This is a genomic window from Catenulispora rubra, assembly GCF_015356825.1.
GTDB classification, from domain to species: domain Bacteria; phylum Actinomycetota; class Actinomycetes; order Streptomycetales; family Catenulisporaceae; genus Catenulispora; species Catenulispora rubra.
The window spans coordinates 1-17038 of record NZ_JAACYW010000102.1; the positions used below are offsets into that span (position 1 = coordinate 1).

General features: G+C 69.4%; 17 protein-coding genes. 9 read left to right on the top strand and 8 right to left on the bottom strand.

The window, feature by feature from the left end:
- Window positions 1-756 (top strand): N,N-dimethylformamidase beta subunit family domain-containing protein (locus tag GWK61_RS25830; RefSeq protein WP_228562951.1); only part of this gene is annotated, 756 nt, incomplete at its 5' end.
- A 20-nt stretch (window positions 757-776) separates the two neighbouring features.
- Here GWK61_RS25830 and GWK61_RS25835 read toward each other — a convergent pair.
- The 3 genes from GWK61_RS25835 to GWK61_RS25845 all read right to left on the bottom strand — a co-directional run bounded on the left by GWK61_RS25835 (window position 777) and on the right by GWK61_RS25845 (window position 3991).
- Window positions 777-2231, bottom strand: coding sequence for a N,N-dimethylformamidase beta subunit family domain-containing protein (locus GWK61_RS25835; RefSeq protein ID WP_194912077.1), 1455 nt, complete (start codon window positions 2229-2231; stop codon window positions 777-779).
- 207 nt (window positions 2232-2438) lie between these two features.
- Window positions 2439-3386: a hypothetical protein gene (locus GWK61_RS25840; RefSeq protein WP_194912078.1), complete on the bottom strand. Its 948-nt coding sequence runs from the start codon at window positions 3384-3386 to the stop codon at window positions 2439-2441.
- On the bottom strand, window positions 3383-3991 hold the full coding sequence (locus GWK61_RS25845) for a SigE family RNA polymerase sigma factor (RefSeq protein ID WP_194912080.1): 609 nt from the start codon (window positions 3989-3991) through the stop codon (window positions 3383-3385). Before GWK61_RS25845 ends, GWK61_RS25840 begins: the two co-directional genes overlap by 4 nt.
- A gap of 161 nt (window positions 3992-4152) precedes the next feature.
- On the opposite strand from GWK61_RS25845, the gene GWK61_RS25850 reads away from it, so the two are divergent.
- A complete protein-coding gene (locus tag GWK61_RS25850) occupies window positions 4153-4827 on the top strand; it encodes a DUF3800 domain-containing protein (protein ID WP_194912082.1) in 675 nt (224 codons plus the stop codon).
- Between the two features lie 157 nt (window positions 4828-4984).
- Here GWK61_RS25850 and GWK61_RS25855 read toward each other — a convergent pair whose 3' ends face one another.
- A complete protein-coding gene (locus GWK61_RS25855; protein WP_194912084.1) occupies window positions 4985-6568 on the bottom strand; it encodes an acyl-CoA mutase large subunit family protein in 1584 nt (527 codons plus the stop codon).
- Window positions 6569-6780: 212 nt separating this feature from the next.
- Entirely contained in the window at window positions 6781-8031 is a 1251-nt protein-coding gene (locus GWK61_RS25860; protein WP_194912086.1) for a cytochrome P450, read from the bottom strand.
- Window positions 8032-8414: 383 nt separating this feature from the next.
- On the opposite strand from GWK61_RS25860, the gene sdhC reads away from it, so the two are divergent.
- From sdhC to GWK61_RS25885, 5 genes are all read left to right on the top strand, one after another.
- Window positions 8415-8813, top strand: coding sequence for a succinate dehydrogenase, cytochrome b556 subunit (sdhC, locus tag GWK61_RS25865; RefSeq protein WP_194912087.1), 399 nt, complete (start codon window positions 8415-8417; stop codon window positions 8811-8813).
- 8 nt (window positions 8814-8821) lie between these two features.
- Window positions 8822-9274 carry a succinate dehydrogenase hydrophobic membrane anchor subunit gene (locus GWK61_RS25870; RefSeq protein WP_194912089.1) on the top strand — a complete coding sequence of 151 codons (453 nt, stop codon included), beginning with the start codon at window positions 8822-8824 and terminating at the stop codon, window positions 9272-9274.
- Between the two features lie 8 nt (window positions 9275-9282).
- Complete coding sequence (gene sdhA / locus GWK61_RS25875) at window positions 9283-11046, top strand: succinate dehydrogenase flavoprotein subunit (RefSeq protein WP_194912090.1); 1764 nt, start codon at window positions 9283-9285, stop codon at window positions 11044-11046.
- A complete protein-coding gene (locus GWK61_RS25880; RefSeq protein ID WP_194912092.1) occupies window positions 11046-11819 on the top strand; it encodes a succinate dehydrogenase iron-sulfur subunit in 774 nt (257 codons plus the stop codon). The genes sdhA and GWK61_RS25880 overlap by 1 nt, the downstream gene beginning before the upstream one ends.
- A gap of 164 nt (window positions 11820-11983) precedes the next feature.
- On the top strand, window positions 11984-12424 hold the full coding sequence (locus GWK61_RS25885) for an SSI family serine proteinase inhibitor (RefSeq protein ID WP_194912094.1): 441 nt from the start codon (window positions 11984-11986) through the stop codon (window positions 12422-12424).
- A gap of 4 nt (window positions 12425-12428) precedes the next feature.
- Here GWK61_RS25885 and GWK61_RS25890 read toward each other — a convergent pair whose 3' ends face one another.
- Window positions 12429-13115: a TetR/AcrR family transcriptional regulator gene (locus GWK61_RS25890; RefSeq protein WP_194912095.1), complete on the bottom strand. Its 687-nt coding sequence runs from the start codon at window positions 13113-13115 to the stop codon at window positions 12429-12431.
- Between the two features lie 155 nt (window positions 13116-13270).
- Between GWK61_RS25890 and GWK61_RS25895 the strand changes: the two genes are divergently transcribed.
- Together GWK61_RS25895 and GWK61_RS25900 are read left to right on the top strand one after the other, a co-directional pair.
- On the top strand, window positions 13271-13771 hold the full coding sequence (locus tag GWK61_RS25895; RefSeq protein ID WP_194912097.1) for a SigE family RNA polymerase sigma factor: 501 nt from the start codon (window positions 13271-13273) through the stop codon (window positions 13769-13771).
- Window positions 13772-13782: 11 nt separating this feature from the next.
- On the top strand, window positions 13783-14640 hold the full coding sequence (locus tag GWK61_RS25900) for a hypothetical protein (RefSeq protein ID WP_194912099.1): 858 nt from the start codon (window positions 13783-13785) through the stop codon (window positions 14638-14640).
- A gap of 30 nt (window positions 14641-14670) precedes the next feature.
- On the opposite strand, the gene GWK61_RS25905 is transcribed toward GWK61_RS25900, so the two are convergent.
- Both GWK61_RS25905 and GWK61_RS25910 read right to left on the bottom strand, forming a co-directional pair.
- Window positions 14671-15297 (bottom strand): response regulator transcription factor, encoded by a 627-nt coding sequence (locus GWK61_RS25905; RefSeq protein ID WP_194912100.1) that lies wholly within the window; start codon window positions 15295-15297, stop codon window positions 14671-14673.
- 339 nt (window positions 15298-15636) lie between these two features.
- Window positions 15637-16953, bottom strand: a complete 1317-nt coding sequence (locus tag GWK61_RS25910) for a sensor histidine kinase (RefSeq protein ID WP_228562953.1) — start codon at window positions 16951-16953, stop codon at window positions 15637-15639.
- Between the last annotated feature and the right edge of the window lie 85 nt (window positions 16954-17038).

Here is a 17038-nt window from a genome sequence, read left to right on the forward strand (position 1 = left end):
GTGGTTGCCTGGGTGCGGGTGGCGGGGGGTCTTTACGAGGACGAGGGCAGGCAGGTCGGCGACGGCTTCGGCGGCGGGAGTGGCTCGGCGCCGGGCGAGGCTGTGGCGGATCCGGCCGGCGGCGGATTCGATCCCGAGCTGAGTTCGGAGCGCGGCGATGGTAGGCAGGCCGGCGACGTCGGCATCCCCCTCACCTGGTGCGACTGGGAGCCCTCGCTCCTGCTCGACATCCCCGAGTCCTGGCCGCCGGGCCTGTACGTCGCGCGCTTCACCGTCGACGCGCCGCTCCTGTCGGTCGTGGCGATGCGCGGCCGGAGCGCCTACGTGCCCTTCGTCGTGCGCGGGCCGCTGGCCGCCGGGTTCCCGACGCTCGTGGTGCTCCCGTTCGCCGCGTACACCGCCGCGAACCCGTGGCCGGTCGCCGATGTGCGGCGGGCCCGCGCGTTGTCGTTCGACCGCCCCTTCGCGGGCAACGGTCTGCCCACCGGGTTCGCCGCCGACGCCGCGTTCGTCGAACCGCTGACCGCCACCGACTTCGCGACCAGCCTGGATCTGCACGCGGGCCTCGTCGACCCCGGCGCATATCGCAAAGTCCTGCTTCGCACCGATCTGTGGTCGCTGCGGATGCGCGCAGCCGTCGCCAGAGCATCGCTGTCGGGCACGGATGTCGGCGGCCTCGACGGCGTCCCGCCGCCCTCCGTCGACTTCGCGCCGGGGCCCGACGGCCGCGACAACAGAATCCTGATTCGATACTGACCGCAGACGCGCGCCAACGATCAGCCCAGCATGCGCTCCAGCAAGTTCGCCGTCGCACGCTGGATCCGCGAGTCCGCGATCCCGTGTGCGGACAAGCCTTTCGCCCAGTGGAACGTGCCGCCGTCGAAGACCAGCCCCCCGGCCGGCGTCCGGTGCAAGACCGTGTGCTGCATCCGCGGCTGCCCCTGTCCGGTGTACGGAGAGGCGGCCAGGATCTCGGCCCCATCAGGGCTCTGAATCCATGGCTGCACCTGGTCGCACTCCCCCCACAGCAGCTCGGGGATCTGCTCGCCGTTCCGAACCCCGGTCCCCGCCCAGAACCAGTGCTCCGCGTTGTCCACGACCAGCGGCGCCGTGCCCTTCAGCGTCGACACGTACTGCGCGCCGAGCACCGCCTGCTCCGGACGCCCGGTCTGCCGCCACTGCGCGGTCCGCTCGTTCGCCGAGGCCGCGCCGGGGTCGGGCCGGTTCTTGTAGCAGACGACGGTCCGGCCGCCGTCCTCCAGCCGGATCCGCCAGTACACGTTGTTCGCGGCCAGGAACGCGACGTTCGCCCCGTTCGCGAGCGCCTTGTCGAGCGCGTCACGCATCGGCGCCGACCAGTACTCGTCGTGGCCGGGGAAGATCAGGGCCCGGTATCGGGTCGGGTCGACGGTCCCGTCGTGCAGGTCGGCGCTGTCGGCGTAGCCGACGCTCTTGCCGTGCGCGTCGGCCCAGGTCTCGACCCACTTGGCGAACGACGTGTCCAGGTCGAAGTTCGCCGGCAGCCCGGTGACGTGGTACGGCCGCTCGAAGCTGACCTTCGTCGCGGCCTTGCCCTCGGTATAGATCTTGCCGTCTTCCCAGGCGTAGTAGAGGCTCGCGCCGGTCTTCTTGTCCTTGGGGTACTCGTTGTACGCCTGGTACGTCGGGAACGGCAGCCCGACGAGGATGTCGTGGCTCCCCGCGTCGTCGCGTACCACGAAGGGGACGCAGGTCTGCAGGCCGTCGTCGGTGCGGAGCTTCGCGACGTGGATCCCGCTGCGCCAGTCGGCCGGGACGTCGAGGTGCCAGGTCGGAGTCCAGTCGCAGGTGATGGTGCGGGTGCTGAGGTCGAGCGAAGACCACGGCTGGGCCGCGCCGTCGAGCGCCTCGGTCTTCAGGACGCTGACATCCTCGGCGCCGACCCGGAACACCTCGATGGTGAAGCGCTGCGGGGGGTTCACCGAGACCATGAAGTCGATGCCGGTGCCGCGGTTGACGCTGTTGGCCGAGGCGTAGGCGCGGATGCGGCCCTCGACGTCGCTGCTGGCGCAGGTGCCGCCGGATTTGGGCGACCAGACCGGCTCCCCAGCGGCGCCGACGTGCTCGGCGGGGGCGATGTCGCGGACCGGCGGGAGCGGGTGCCGGGGATCGTACGGCTTGGCCCGGAACATGCCGGTGACCTCGCGCTTGGCCTTCGCCGCGACACGTCGGCCGTACTTGCCGATCCCCATGTTGACACCCATTGACGCCGCCGATCGCTGGTGGAGCTGGCGCGGAACGCGCTTATCTGCATCTCTTCAAACCCATGGCTATGCCAGATCTGTGTGCGCAGATCTGCGACCATGGTAGTCGCGGTCTCAGGTCAGTCGAGTTGGCCTGAGACCGCTCCGCGCATGTCGGTCGGGGTGTCGGCGCTCAGATATCGGCTGGGGCGTCGATCAGCCGAACTGCACGTGGTCCACGACGTGACCGCCGGCGTCGTAGGTCGTGTAGTACTTCATGGCCTGCTGGTCCTGCTCGCTGAGTGCTGGCAACAGGACGACGTAGTAGCCGTCGTTCTCGCCCGGGACCGGGGAGATCGGCTGCCGGGCGGTGGTGTGGTCGCCGATGGTGACGGACACCGAGGCCACCTTCGCCGAGTCGACGCGGCCGATGAGCGACCACAGCGACAGGCCGCTGGCATGCGCGACCTCGCCGGACGACAGCGGGCCGCGTACAGACTCGACGTCGCCGCCGCACTGGCCGCCGGCGTCGAAGTCCGGCTGCGATCCGGGTGGGTTCGTGCCCCACTGCAAACCGGTGTCGGCGCAGGTGGCGGTGTTGGCCTTGCCTTTCTCGGCGATCGGCAGGTGGTGGCCGAGGCCCGACATCAGGGGTTGGCTCTTGGAGACGACGAACACGTCGCGGACCAGGCGCCAGTGCTTGCCGTCGATGGTGCCGCTGGCGACGACGGTGTAGAGGTCGTTGGGGTTCGGGGCGCCGATGTTCGGGGTCAGTTGGGGGAGGATGATCGACACGCTGGGGGTCAGGCCTTTGGTGATGGCCGGGGCCGAGGATTCGGCCTGGTCGGGGGTGGTGTGGCCGGTGCTGCCGGTGTGGCCGGTGCTGTTGGTTCTGGCCGCCGACTGCAATGTCCCGGGTCCGGCTCCGGCTCCACCACCAGCGCCGGCGAAGATCGTCACCGCGGCGACCGGCAGCACGGCGAGCGCCGCCACTCCCGAGACCGCGGTGAGGCGCCGCCTGGTGCGCAACGTCGTGCCGCCCCTCATCACCGCGCCGACCGGTGTCGCGCCGATGTCGAGGTCGGCGACCTCGGCGCCGAAGGCGTCGTGCAGGTCGGTGTACGCGTGGTCGTGCCTGTGTTCGTACCCTGACTGGTCAGTCATTCCGGTTCCTTCCTTCCGGATTGCACCGCACTGGAGTCGCGATCGACCAGCACCGCACTCGCCCGCAGCCGGGCGAGCGCCTTCGAGGCCTGACTCTTGACCGTGCCGACCGAGCACCCCATCACCGAGGCGGCCTCCCGCTCCGAGAGGTCCTCCCAGTAGCGCAGCACCACGACCGCCCGCTGCCGCGCGGGCAGCTCCGCCAGCGCCGCCATCAGCGCGGACCGCTGCGCGATCGGCTCGTGCGGCACATGCGAGCGCCCGTCGACCGGCACGGCCACCAGGTGCTCGGCGACCCGCCGCTTCCGGAAGCGCCCCGAGTTCGCGTTGACCAGCACCCGCCGCACGTACGCGTCGACGTCATCAGCCCGCCGCACCCGCCGCCACGACGCGTAGACCCGCGTCAGAGCCGTCTGCGCCAGATCCTCCGCCAGAAACCGATCCCCGGTCAGCAGAAAAGCCGTCCGCACCAACACCGGCCACCGCGCCGCCATGTACGCCTGGAACTCGGCATCAAGGTCGACATCGACCTCAGCCAAAGCGCCCACCCCCACGTCCCCGGCACCGCCCTCGGCACCAGCCCCCGCGATCGCACTTCGCCGCATCGCGACCCCCTTCCGCCCTACTAGAGCCCGAAGCGCGCGGCGGGGTTGCCCGAGGGTAGCGGAAGGTCAGGCGGGGTGAGGGTGACGGGAAATACACGTTCGAGTGGCGCTCGTCCGGAATGCTGGACTTGGGCCTTTCGAACACTTTTAGCGTCTGCCGCATGAGTTTCCGCGTGTACTACGTCGACGATTCCGGAGACAGCATGACGGGCATCGCCGTCTACTCCTGGATCGAGGTCGATGCCGACCAACTTCCGAACGCGTTGGCCGTCTGGCTCCGCTTTCGCCAAGAGGTCTTCGACCGCCATCACATTCCAGTCGATACCGAGATCCACTCGGTCAATTTCCTGGGCGGTCGCGGCCACCCTTCCACGGAGGAAAAAGTGAACCAGTCCAAAGCGCTGCGCCATGAGATCTTCGTCGACGCCCTCAAGACGATCGGCGATCTGCCGGGAATCAAAGTGGGAGCCGTCTACCGGAGATCACCGCACCGGCGAAGCGGCTTCGCAGATGTCATGCGCGACACCTTCTGCAAGCTGGTGCTCGGCGTGGACCGAAGGCTCTTCCTGGCCGACCATCATGGATTCATGATCATCGATGGCAACGGCGACGGCAGCTGCCGCGAATACGGCCGCCTGGTCCGAAGCCTCAACCTCAGCGGACGACAGCTCATCGCAGGGCCTTTCTTCGAGCCGTCGGATCTGAGCGAATGGGTCCAGATGGCGGACATCGTCGCGTACGCCGCCTACCAGTCGGTGGTCAAGCGGCCGGGTAAGGAGTACTGCTGGACCTGGTACGCGGACTACATCGACCCCGACGGTCCGCAGGAAGTCTGACGACAAACCAGAAGGCCGCGGTCATTGACCGCGGCCTTCTGCAAGCTAGCTCGGGTCCCCCGGGGGGCCCTTACTGCACTCTTGACTATAGCTGAACGAGGCTCGGAATCGCACCCGATCGCACCGAATCCGCCCCATTCGCCACCCCAAAGAGTGACTAAAAAGCATCCGCCGGCACATAAGTCCCCCACACCTCCCGCAGCGCATGACTCACCTCGCCGCCGGTGGCCCGCGCGGCCAAAGCCTCCCGCATCGGGTACAGCACGTTCTCCGTATCCGTCGCCGCGGCGCGCTTCATCGCGTCCAGGGCCTTCGTCACCGCCGCGTTGTCGCGCTCGGCGCGCAGCTTCGCCAGGCGTTCCGCCTGCTGTGCTTCGATCGCGGGGTTCACGCGGAGTGGTTCGTAGGGTTCCTCGACGTCGATCGTGTACTTGTTGACGCCGACGACCGTGCGCTTCCCGCTGTCGATCTCCTGCGTGATCTGGTACGCCGAGCGCTCGATCTCCTGCTTCTGGAAGCCTGCCTCGATCCCCGCGACGGCGCCGCCGTAGTCCTCGACGCGGGCCATCAGTTCCAGGGCGGCGGTCTCGACTTCGTCGGTCATGGCCTCGATGGCGTAGGAGCCCGCGAAGGGGTCGACCGTCTTCGTGACGTCCGACTCGTAGGCGATCACCTGCTGCGTCCGCAGCGCCAGCCGGGCCGCCTTCTCCGTCGGCAGGGCGATGGCCTCGTCGAACGAGTTCGTGTGCAGGGACTGCGTGCCGCCGAGCACCGCACCGAGGCCCTGCAGCGCCACGCGCACCAGGTTGACCTCCGGTTGCTGCGCCGTCAGCTGCACGCCGGCCGTCTGCGTGTGGAAGCGCAGCATCTGCGACTTCGGGTTCTTCGCACCGAACTCGTCGCGCATGACTCGGGCCCAGATGCGGCGGGCCGCGCGGAACTTCGCGATCTCCTCCAGGAGGGTCGTGCGGGCCACGAAGAAGAACGACAGGCGCGGCGCGAAGTCGTCGACGTCCAGGCCCGACGCCAGCGCCGCGCGCACGTACTCGATGCCGTTCGCGAGCGTGAAGGCGATCTCCTGCGCGGGCGTCGCCCCGGCCTCGGCCATGTGGTAGCCGCTGATGGAGATGGTGTTCCACTTCGGGACTTCGCGGTGGCAGTACTGGAAGACGTTCGACACCAGGCGCAGGGAGGGCTTCGGCGGGAAGATGTACGTCCCGCGGGCGATGTACTCCTTCAGGATGTCGTTCTGGATGGTGCCGGTCAGGCGGTCCGACGGCACGCCCTGCTCCTCGCCGATCAGCTGGTACATCAGCAGCAGGACGGCGCCCGGGGCGTTGATCGTCATCGACGTGGAGACCTCGCCGAGGGGGATGCCGTCGAACAGCACGCGCATGTCCTCGACCGAGTCGATCGCCACGCCGACCTTGCCCACCTCGCCGGCCGCGATCGCCTCGTCGGAGTCGTAGCCCATCTGGGTCGGCAGGTCGAAGGCCACCGACAGCCCCATGGTCCCGGCGTCGATCAGCTGGTGGTAGCGCCGGTTGGACTCCGCCGCGGTGCCGAAGCCGGCGTACTGCCGCATCGTCCACGGCTTGCCGGTGTACATCGTCGGGTACACCCCGCGGGTGAACGGGAAGGCCCCCGGCTCCCCCAGCTTGGCGGCCGGGTCCCAGCCGCTCAGCGCGGACGGGCCGTACACGGGCTCGATCGGCAGGCCGGACTCGCTCAGCGATGACACCTTCGGCGCTCCTAACGGCTAAGGGGCTCGCGGCGAGGAACGCGGCCTCCTGACCGCAGGTTATTCGGTACCCCGCAAGGGCACCAACGGGCAGATCCGAGGCGTGCGTCAACCGCCGATTGCCCCCCATGCCACCAGCCCGGCGCCGCCTGCGGAACCCCTACCGACCCCAGCCTTCAGGCGCACGTCCAGACATACCTTCAAGCGCACCTTCAGACGTACCGCACCGGCAGCGCCTTGATCCCGTTGATCCACGCCGACCGCAGCCGCCGCAGCTCGCCGTCCGGAGCCAGCCCCGGCGCCAGCTCGGCCAGCGCCTCGAACATCAGGTTGATCTCCATCTTCGCCAGGTTCGCACCCAGGCAGTAGTGCGGCCCGCCGCCCCCGAACCCGAGGTGCGGGTTGGGGTCGCGCAAGATGTCGAACGTGTGCGGCTCCGAGATCACGCTCTCGTCGTAGTTCGCCGACGAGTACAGCAGCACCACCCGCTGCCCGGCCTTGACCTCGACGTCCCCGACCAGGGTGTCGGTCACGGCGGTGCGCTGGAAGGAGATGATCGGCGTGGCCCAGCGGACGATCTCGTCCGCGGCGGTCTTGGGCCGCTCCTTCTTATAGAGCTCCCACTGCGCGGGGTTGTCGAAGAACGCCTGCATCCCGTGCGTGATCGCGTTCCGCGTGGTCTCGTTGCCGGCCACCACCAGCATCATCACGAAGAAGCCGAACTCGTCGTCGTTCAGCTTCCCGAAACCGTCGCCGCGGTCGGCCTGGATGAGCTTGGTGACGATGTCGTCCTCGGGGTGCTCCCGCCGCTTCGCCGCCAGCTCCATCGCGTACACCAGCAGCTCGATGGAGGCGTTCTTGCCGTCCTCCTCGCTGACGTTCAGATCCGGGTCGTCGTAGCCGGTCATCGTGTTCGACCACTCGAACAGCTTCCAGCGGTCCTCCTGCGGCACCCCGATCAGGTCGGCGATCGCCTGCAGCGGCAGCTCGCTGGCCAGGTCCGTGACGAAGTTCCCGCTCCCCCGCTCCGCCGCCTCGGCGACGATCCGGCGCGTGCGCTCCTTCAGCACCGACTCCAGCGCGTTGATCGAGCGCGGGGTGAAGCCGCGCTGGACGATGTTGCGCATCTTGGTGTGGTCGGGGGCGTCGGCGTTCAGCATGATGACCTTCTGCATGTCCAGGTCTTCGCGCGTCACGCGGGGGCCGAAGCGCACCAGCGCGGTGTTCGGCGAGGAGGCGAACAGCTCCGGGTGCGTGGAGACGTACTTGACGTCGGTGTGGCGCGAGGCCACCCAGTACCCGTCGTCGCCGAACGGCTGCTGGGAGTCCGGGGTGGCGCACCACCACAGCCGCGTGGTCCGCCGCAGCTCGGCGAACTCCTCGAACGGCATCCGCTCCTCGTACAGGTCCGGATCGGTGAAGTCCCGGTTCACCGGGATCGCGGGCTTGGTCGTGACGGACATGCGAGCGCCTCCCGGCCGAGTCTTCTGACGGGTTGTCAGCTTCCGGTGTAGGGGCACCGTAATAACGTGTTCTAGTTTCCGCAATACCCATCGCGCCCGCGGTCGTTGCCGGGCCGCAACCTGCGCACTCGCGACCTGTCCGCGACGCATCCCTGACGCATTTAAGCCAACGAAAACGTTGGCAAATCCCTCACAAGGCCTAACACGACCCATTCGGCGTCCGAGCCCTGAGGGGTTGGTCACACTCGGCTTGCGGGTCCGTTTTGTCCACTTGATGATCGTTAGCATGACCGCTGGCATCGAAGCCTGTCCGCACGTCGTGACTGCTGCGCACGGTATCGGTAGCCGTCTCGTCAGCTACTTCACCACCTGAGAGGCTGGGCATGGCAAGCGGAGCCCAGGGTGCCAAGGGCACCCTCTACCGCGGCCGGGAAGGCATGTGGAGCTGGGTCGCGCAACGCGTCACCGGCGTCCTCCTGTTCTTCTTCCTGTTCGCACACGTGCTCGACACGGCGCTGGTCCGCGTCAGTCCGCACACGTACAACCAGGTCATCGGCACGTACAAGAACCCCGTGGTGAACCTCCTCGAGGTCGGCCTGGTCGGCGCCGTCATGTTCCACGCCTTCAACGGCCTGCGGATCATCGCCATCGACTTCTGGAGCAAGGGGCCGAAGTACCAGCGCCAGCTGCTCTGGGCCGTCGTCGGCCTGTGGGCGGTGCTGATGCTCGGCTTCCTGGAGCCGATGATGCAGCACACCTTCCACGAGTGGTTCGGGTGGTGACCGGTCCCATGTCCTCCTCCCACGTCGCCCTCGAGCCGCCGCGCACCGGCAACCCCGGCCGCTCCCAGCGCTTCCGCAGCCGCAAGGGCCCGGGCAAGGTCACCCGGGGCAACTTCGAGCTCTACTCCTGGCTGTTCATGCGGGCCTCCGGGGTCCTGCTGGTCTTCCTGGTCCTGGGCCACCTGTTCATCATGATGGTCACCGACGGCGGCGTGGAGAAGATCGGCTTCGCCTTCGTCGCCGGCCGCTGGGCCTCGCCGTGGTGGCAGTTCTGGGACCTGCTCCAGCTGTGGCTGGCGATGATCCACGGCACCAACGGCATGCGCACGGTCATCAACGACTACGCCGACAAGGACCGCACCCGCGCGATCCTCAAGGGCCTGCTGTACACGGCCTCCGTGCTGACGATCTTCCTCGGCACCCTGGTCATCTTCACGTTCGACCCGAGCATCAAGGGCTAGGCGCGCGCATGGCACCTCAGATCCACACTTACGACACCGTCATCGTCGGCGCCGGCGGCGCGGGCATGCGCGCGGCCCTGGAGGCCTCCAAGCGCAGCCGCACGGCGGTGCTGACGAAGCTGTACCCGACCCGCTCCCACACCGGCGCGGCACAGGGCGGCATGTGCGCCGCGCTGGCCAACGTCGAGGACGACAACTGGGAGTGGCACACCTATGACACCGTGAAGGGCGGCGACTACCTGGTCGACCAGGACGCCGCCGAGATCATGTGCAAGGAGGCGATCGACGCCGTCCTGGACCTGGAGAAGATGGGCCTGCCCTTCTCCCGGACCCCCGAGGGCAAGATCGACCAGCGGCGCTTCGGCGGGCACACCAAGGAGCACGGCAAGGCGCCGGTGCACCGGTCCTGCTTCGCCGCCGACCGCACCGGCCACATGATCCTGCAGACGCTGTACCAGAACTGCGTCAAGCAGGAAGTCGAGTTCTACAACGAGTTCTATGTCCTGGACCTGCTGCTGCACGAGGACTCGGACGGCACCAAGTACGCCGCCGGCGTCGTGGCGCTGGAGCTGGCCACCGGCGAGATCCACATCTTCCGCGGCAAGGCCGTCATCCTGGCCACCGGCGGCTTCGGCAAGGTCTTCAAGACCACCTCGAACGCGCACACCCTGACCGGCGACGGCATGGGCATCGTGTGGCGCCGCGGGCTGCCGCTGGAGGACATGGAGTTCTACCAGTTCCACCCAACCGGCCTGGCCGGCCTGGGCATCCTGCTCACCGAGGGCGCGCGCGGCGAGGGCGGCATCCTGCGCAACGCCGACGGCGAGCGCTTCATGGAGCGCTACGCCCCGACCATCAAGGACCTGGCACCCCGCGACATCGTCGCGCGCTCCATGGTGCTGGAGGTCCGCGACGGCCGCGGCGCCGGTCCCAACAAGGACTACGTCTACCTGGACCTGACGCACCTGCCGGCCGAGCAGATCGAGGAGAAGCTGCCGGACATCACCGAGTTCGCCCGCACCTACCTCGGCGTGGAGCCGACGACGGAGCTGGTGCCGGTGTACCCGACGGCGCACTACGCGATGGGCGGCGTGCCGACCAACGTCTCCGGCGAGGTGCTGGCCGACAACGACACCGTCGTGAAGGGCATGTACGCGGCCGGCGAGGTGGCGTGCGTGTCGGTGCACGGCTCCAACCGCCTGGGCACCAACTCGCTGCTGGACATCAACGTCTTCGGCCGCCGCGCCGGCATCAACGCGGCCGAGTACACGGTCGACGCCGAGCTCAAGCCGCTGCCGGCCGAGCCGGAGCAGGCTGTGGTGTCGATGGTCGAGGGCCTGCGCACCTCCACCGGCCACGAGCGCGTGGCGCAGATCCGGTCCGAGCTGCAGACCACGATGGACCAGAACGCCGGCGTGTACCGCAACGACGAGACGCTGGCGCAGGCCGAGAAGGACGTCAAGGAGCTGCAGCGCCGGTACCGGGACGTCGCCGTCCAGGACAAGGGCAAGCGGTTCAACACCGACCTGCTGGAGGCCGTCGAGCTGGGCTTCCTGCTGGACCTGGCCGAGATCCTGGTGCTCGGCGCCCGCAACCGGACCGAGTCGCGCGGCGCGCAGGCCCGCGAGGACTACCCGACGCGGGACGACGTGAACTGGCAGAAGCACACGATGGCCTACCGGGAGAAGGACGGCGAGGGCGGCTACAAGGTCCGCCTGGACTACAAGCCCGTCATCGTCACCCGCTACCAGCCGACGGAGCGTAAGTACTGATGAGCACCGCTACTGTGCAAGACCACGTCGAGACGTCGGCCTCGGGCAAGGCCGGCATCGCGATGATGACCATCACGGTCCGCATCCGGCGCTACAACCCGGAAGTCGACGCCGCCCCGCACTGGGTCGACTACCAGGTCACGGCGGACCCGACGGCACGCATCCTGGACTCGCTGCACAAGATCAAGTGGGAGCAGGACGGCTCGCTGACGTTCCGGCGCTCCTGCGCGCACGGCGTCTGCGGCTCGGACGCGATGCGGATCAACGGCAAGAACCGGCTGGCGTGCAAGGCGCTCGTGAAGGACCTGAACCCGAGCAAGCCGATCACCGTCGAGCCGATCCAGGGCCTGCCGGTGCTCAAGGACCTCGTGGTCGACATGGAGCCGTTCTTCCAGGCCTACCGCGACGTCAAGCCGTTCCTGATCGCGCACGGCAACGAGCCCACGCGCGAGCGGATCCAGTCGCAGAAGGACCGCGACCGCTTCGACGACACCACCAAGTGCATCCTGTGCGCGGCGTGCACCACGTCCTGCCCGGTGTTCTGGGCCGACGGCCAGTACTTCGGCCCGGCGGCGATCGTCAACGCGCACCGGTTCATCTTCGACTCCCGCGACGACGGGGCGAACGAGCGCCTGGAGATCCTGAACGACCGCGAGGGCGTGTGGCGCTGCCGGACCACGTTCAACTGCACCGAGGCGTGCCCGCGCGGGATCCAGATCACGCAGGCGATCGCTGAGGTGAAGCGGGCGCTGATCACTCGTCGGGTGATTTGATTCGCTTGCCATGTTTGGCCTACTTGCCCTATTGTGCCGCGAAGACCCGCCGAGAGTGAATTCGGCGGGTCTTCCGCTTTTGCGGGGGCGGTTCGCGGGACGCTGGGAGGTGCTGTCCGCCGGCCGGTCCGTGGCCGACGGCACCTCCGACGAAGGGATCGACGATGCGCCGCTTCGCAGCCGTCACCGTCACAGCGCTGCTTTCCGCGGCTGGGCTCACCGCCGGGGCCGGGGCCGCTCAGGCATCTGACGGGTTCACGGTCCACGTGCTCGGCGGCCTGCACCTCAAGCGGGTGGACGCCACGAGCGGGCAGACGCAGGTCACGTACTTGCTGTGCACGTCCACCTCGACAGGGGACGCGACGCCGGTGGTCCACGGCCTCGGCGGGCTGAAGGACGCGACCTCGGCGTGCGAGGAGTTGGCGGCGGTACACGGGAACCTCGACGCGCTGTCGGTGCATCCGACGTGGCTGGCCCCGGCGGTCGTGGCGCCGGTGGAGGTCAGGGCGGCCGGGACGTGGGAGGGGGCTCGGGTGGCGTGGGGTCACAAGTACACGAATGGCGGATGGCTGGCCCGGGCGACCGGGGATGTGTTCGCGTTCTGAGGCGCTAACCCCCCAACCCCCGCCGCTGCTTCTCCTCGGCGATCGCCCGCTCCACCGCAGCGCGGTCGTCGGGGTCCAGGGGGCTGAACACCGTCGGCTCGCCGGGCAGTGCGCGGTTGCCTGCGCCGGCGCGCAGGCCGTCGAGCAGGATGCCGACGAGGCGGTCGGTCAGCGCCTCCGGGTCGGTCATCGGCGGGCGGCTGGGGCCGCTCTGCGAGAGCATCCCGGCCAGCAGCTGGACCTCCAGGAAGCTGATGTCGGCGCGCAGCTGCCCCGCCTCCTGGGCCCGCAGGTAGACGCCCTCGACGGCGTCGATCGCCTCGCGCATCGCGGCGGAGACCGCCGGGTCGTCGATCAGGTCGAAGCGTTCGCGGAAGATCACCGGCAGGGTCGGGCCGAGGCCCAGGCCCGCGACCGCGCGGACCAGGGCCTCCCAGGCCGGCGGGCCGTCGGGGGCGGCCCGGGCGGCGGCCTGCGCGCGGCGGGCGGCGGCCGACATGCCTTCGAAGAGGTCGACGAGCACCCCGCGCAGCAGCGCGTCCCGGTCGGAGAAGCGCCGGTACAGGGTCCCGATGCCGACCCCGGCGCGCTTGGCGACCTTGTCGAGCGCGACCGACGTACCCTCCTCGACGTAGATCTCTCGCGCCGCCTCCAGCAGGGCGCGGCGGTTGTCCTCGGCATCGGCTCGCATGGCGCGCACTGTAGCGTCCCGAGCGGAACGGATGAAAATTCTCCACTTCTGCTGTCCCCGACGTGAGCCGCGGCTCAGCCGAAGTCGCTCGGCGCGTGACGCAACCCTCCCCGTCCGCCGCTTCGTCAGTGGGGTGACCATGGAGGGAGCGGTGGATGCGGGAAGCGCGCGAGCGGGAGTTCGACGAGTTCGTCCTCGCACGGCAGCAGCGGCTGCTGCGCACCGCGTATCTGTTGTGCGGGGACTGGCATCTGGCCGAGGACCTGACGCAGAACGCGCTGGCGAAGGTGTACCTGGGCTGGAACCGGATCCAGCGCGTGGAGCAGATCGACGCCTACGTGCACCGGATGCTGTTCCGGACCTTCGTCGACACCTACCGGCGCCGTCGCAAGCGGGAGATCCTGAGCGCGGCGGTCCCGGACGTCGCCGGCATCGGCACCGCCAGCGACGTCCGCCTGACCCTGCTGGCCGCGCTGGCCGAGGTCACACCGCGCTATCGGGCCGTCCTGGTCCTGCGGTTCTGGGAGGACCGCAGCATCGCCGAGACGGCCGCGGCGCTCGGCATCTCCGACGGCTCGGTGAAGTCGCACACCCACCGTGGTCTCCAGCAGTTGCGCTCGGTCCTCGGGGACCAGGCGCTGGATCTCACCTCGTGAGGAGGCCGGGCATGCACGACCACGGACAGGAACACGGGCAGGAACACGGGCAGGAACACGAACGGGAAGCCGAGCAAGAGGACAGCCAGAGGCGGGACATCGAGCACTGGCTCGCGGCGGCGGCGCCGGAGGTAGTGCCGGTCGTGGTCGACCTGCACCATCGCGCCCGGGCCCTGGGACGGCGTCGGCGGACGCAGCACCGGGTGCTGGCGGCCGGCGGGGCCGGCGTGACCACGGCTGCGGTGGTCACGGCGGTCTTCGTGGTGGGGCACGCGGGTCCGGGCGCGGTTGCCAGCCCGACGACCACGACGAAGACCACCACGGCTCCCACGACGCTGATGCCGTCGAAGCCGCTGGGCACCAACCCGGACTCCCCGCTCGAAGACGACCGGCCGGCAGCGCAGGCCGCTGTCAAAGCCTTCGAGGCGGCACTTCCCGCCGGCAGCACGGTGAAGAACGCCAAGGCCTACGTCTTCAACCCGCAGGCGAAGTTCAGCGGGTCCGGGTTCGGCGTCATGTTCGATGTCGTCGAGCCGTCCGGCCGGGCCTACAACCTGCAGGTCGACGTCAGCCAGGACCCTTACAAGGAATCCTGGGACTGCGACAAGCCGATCCAGTGCAGCGACGCCCGGTTCCTCGGACGCGACGCCCAGTGGCAGTCGTCGCCGGCGAGCAGCCCGCCCGCGTATGACGGCACGTATATGGCGGCCTTCACCATCCGCGACCTGTCCACCACGCACTACTACTTCGGGTTCCACACCGAGGGCAAGAACCTCTCGAAACTGCCTGATCCCCAGGAGCTCCGGACAATCGGCCTGAACGAGAAGCTCGGCGAAGCCCTGGTGGCCGCGTTCAAACAGGCCCCGTAAGCCTCAGGCCCGAAGAACCCGGTTCACGATTCACAACCAGCCCCGCTGCTGCGCCGCCTGGACCGCCTCGGTGCGGTTCCGGGCGGCGGTTTTCTGGATGCACGCCGACAGGTAGTTGCGCACCGTGCCCTCCGACAGGTGCAGCCGCCGCGCGATGTCGGCGATGGTCGAGCCGTCGGCGGAGGCCGCGAGGACGTCGCGTTCGCGCGGCGTCAGCGGGTTCTCCCCGGCGGCCAGCGCGGCGGCGGCCAGATCCGGGTCGATGACCCGCTCCCCCCGCAGCACCTTGCGGATCGCCGCGACCAACTCCGCCACCGGCGCGTCCTTCACCAGGAACGCCGACGCCCCGGACTCCATCGCGCGCCGCAGGAACCCGGGCCGCCCGAACGTGGTCAGGATGATGATCCGCACCTCCGGCAGCGCCCGATGCAGCGCGTCGGCGGCATCGAGCCCGGACATCCCCGGCATCTCGATGTCCAACAAAGCGACCCGCACATCAGCCGCCTTCGCCGCCGCCAGCACCTCGTCCCCACGCCCCACCTCCGCGACGACCTCCAGATCGTCCTCAAGGTTGAGCAGCGTCGCCAAGGCGCCGCGCACCATGGCCTGATCCTCAGCGAGCAGGAGGCGGACGACATCGGCGGGCGCGGTGGTCATGGGGCCAACCTATCGGGAACGATTCGGGCGCGGTGGTGGGAAATCAGCCGCCCGGCGCCGCAAACAGACCCTTCCGCGCACGCCCGACTGCCGCATAGCCTCACGCGCACATGCACGAACGCCGCACACAGCCTCATCCCGCCGCCGCAGACAGCCGCTTCGGCAAAATGCGCTGCTGTGTTGGCCATCATCCGCCCTCGCGCGCCATCATCCGGCGCCGCCGCTCGCCCCATCGCCGCAACCGCCAGGCCCGGCCAGCACGCCAGGCAGGCTCGTGCGCAATCGTCCAGCACCGCCGCGAGCCCCATCCCTGCAACCGTCGGCCAGCCGCGCGCCGCCCTAGACCCCAAAGCCCTTCACCGGCGCCGCCGCCACCAACCGAAAATCCCCGTCGTTCCCGCCCACCGACAGCCGTCCGCCGACCTCGTCCAGCCGCTCGCGCAGTCCGGTCAGCCCGTGGCCGCCGCAGCTGTCCGTGCCTCCGACCGTCGCCGCCAGGCCGCGGCCGTCGTTGCGGACCGTGAGCACCATCTCGTCGGCGGTGCGGACCAGGGTCACGTGCACGTGCTCCGCGGCGCTGTGGCGGATGGCGTTCGTCACCGCCTCGCGGAGGCACCAGGCCAGGGCCGATTCGCTGTGGGCGTCGAACTCGCCTGTCGCGGCGGCGACGTCGGGCGACGCGTCGAGCTTGATCCCCGCCGCGTCCAGGGCCAGGTGGGCCGAGGCCACCTCCACCGCCAGGGTCGCGCGGCGGTAGCCGCTCACCGCGTGGCGGATGTCGGTCAGGGTCTGGCGGGAGACCTGCTCGATCTCGGCGACCTCGGTCAGCGCCGCGTCCAGGCCCGGGGTCGGGCCCTCCGGGGCCGCGTCGCGGGCTTTGAGCAGCATGCGCTGGGCCAGTTCCGCCTTGAGCGTGATGGTCGCCAGCGAGTGCCCGGTCAGGTCGTGCAGGTCGCGGGCGAGGCGCAGCCGTTCCTCGTTCGCCGCCAGGTGGGCGACCTGGGCTCGGGCCTCGCGGAGCTGGCCGATGAGGATCGCCATCTGCCGGATGCCGGTGGTGGCCATCCCGGCGAAGAACGTCGGCAGCGTCAGCAGCAGCCAGTCCGAGGAGTTCGCGCCGGAGATCACCTCGCAGAACGCCAGCACCACGACCACCACCGTGATGCCCTTGAGCGCCTGGTGCCGCTCCAGCGGCAGCCCGAGCCCGGCGCCGGTGCCGACGTAGATCCACAGTCCGGCCAGGTCCGAGTTGACCCAGACGCTCGTGCCGAAGGCCACGATGCCCATGACGGTCAGCACCGGCAGCACCGCGCGCGTGTTGCGCACCGGCATGCCGATCTCCCCGGACTTCGGGTACACCGCGTACGCCAGCCCGCAGTACAGCACCGCGAAGGCCCCGACCACCGCGAAGTTCAGCACCTTCCAGCCCAGCGAGCGGTCCGCGTGGACCGAGTTATGCAACGGCTGGATCAGGTAGATCAGCCAGACCGCGGCGAACAGCCACTTGTACTTGCCGGGCTCCCCGACCCGCGGTGTCTGCAGCGTCAGCGGCGGGTCCGCGTAGGCCGAACGGCCGGCCCTTTCCGCGGCGCCGGCCATCCCCTCCTCGGCCGTCGCCGACGGCCCCTCGGCCGACCGCTCGTTCCACACGTCCATCACCTCCGTATCGTGCCTCGCCTACGGGTTCCCTCCGCAACCCGGCGGGTCCCGAGCCGGTCAGCCGGTCAGCGAGTCGGCAGAC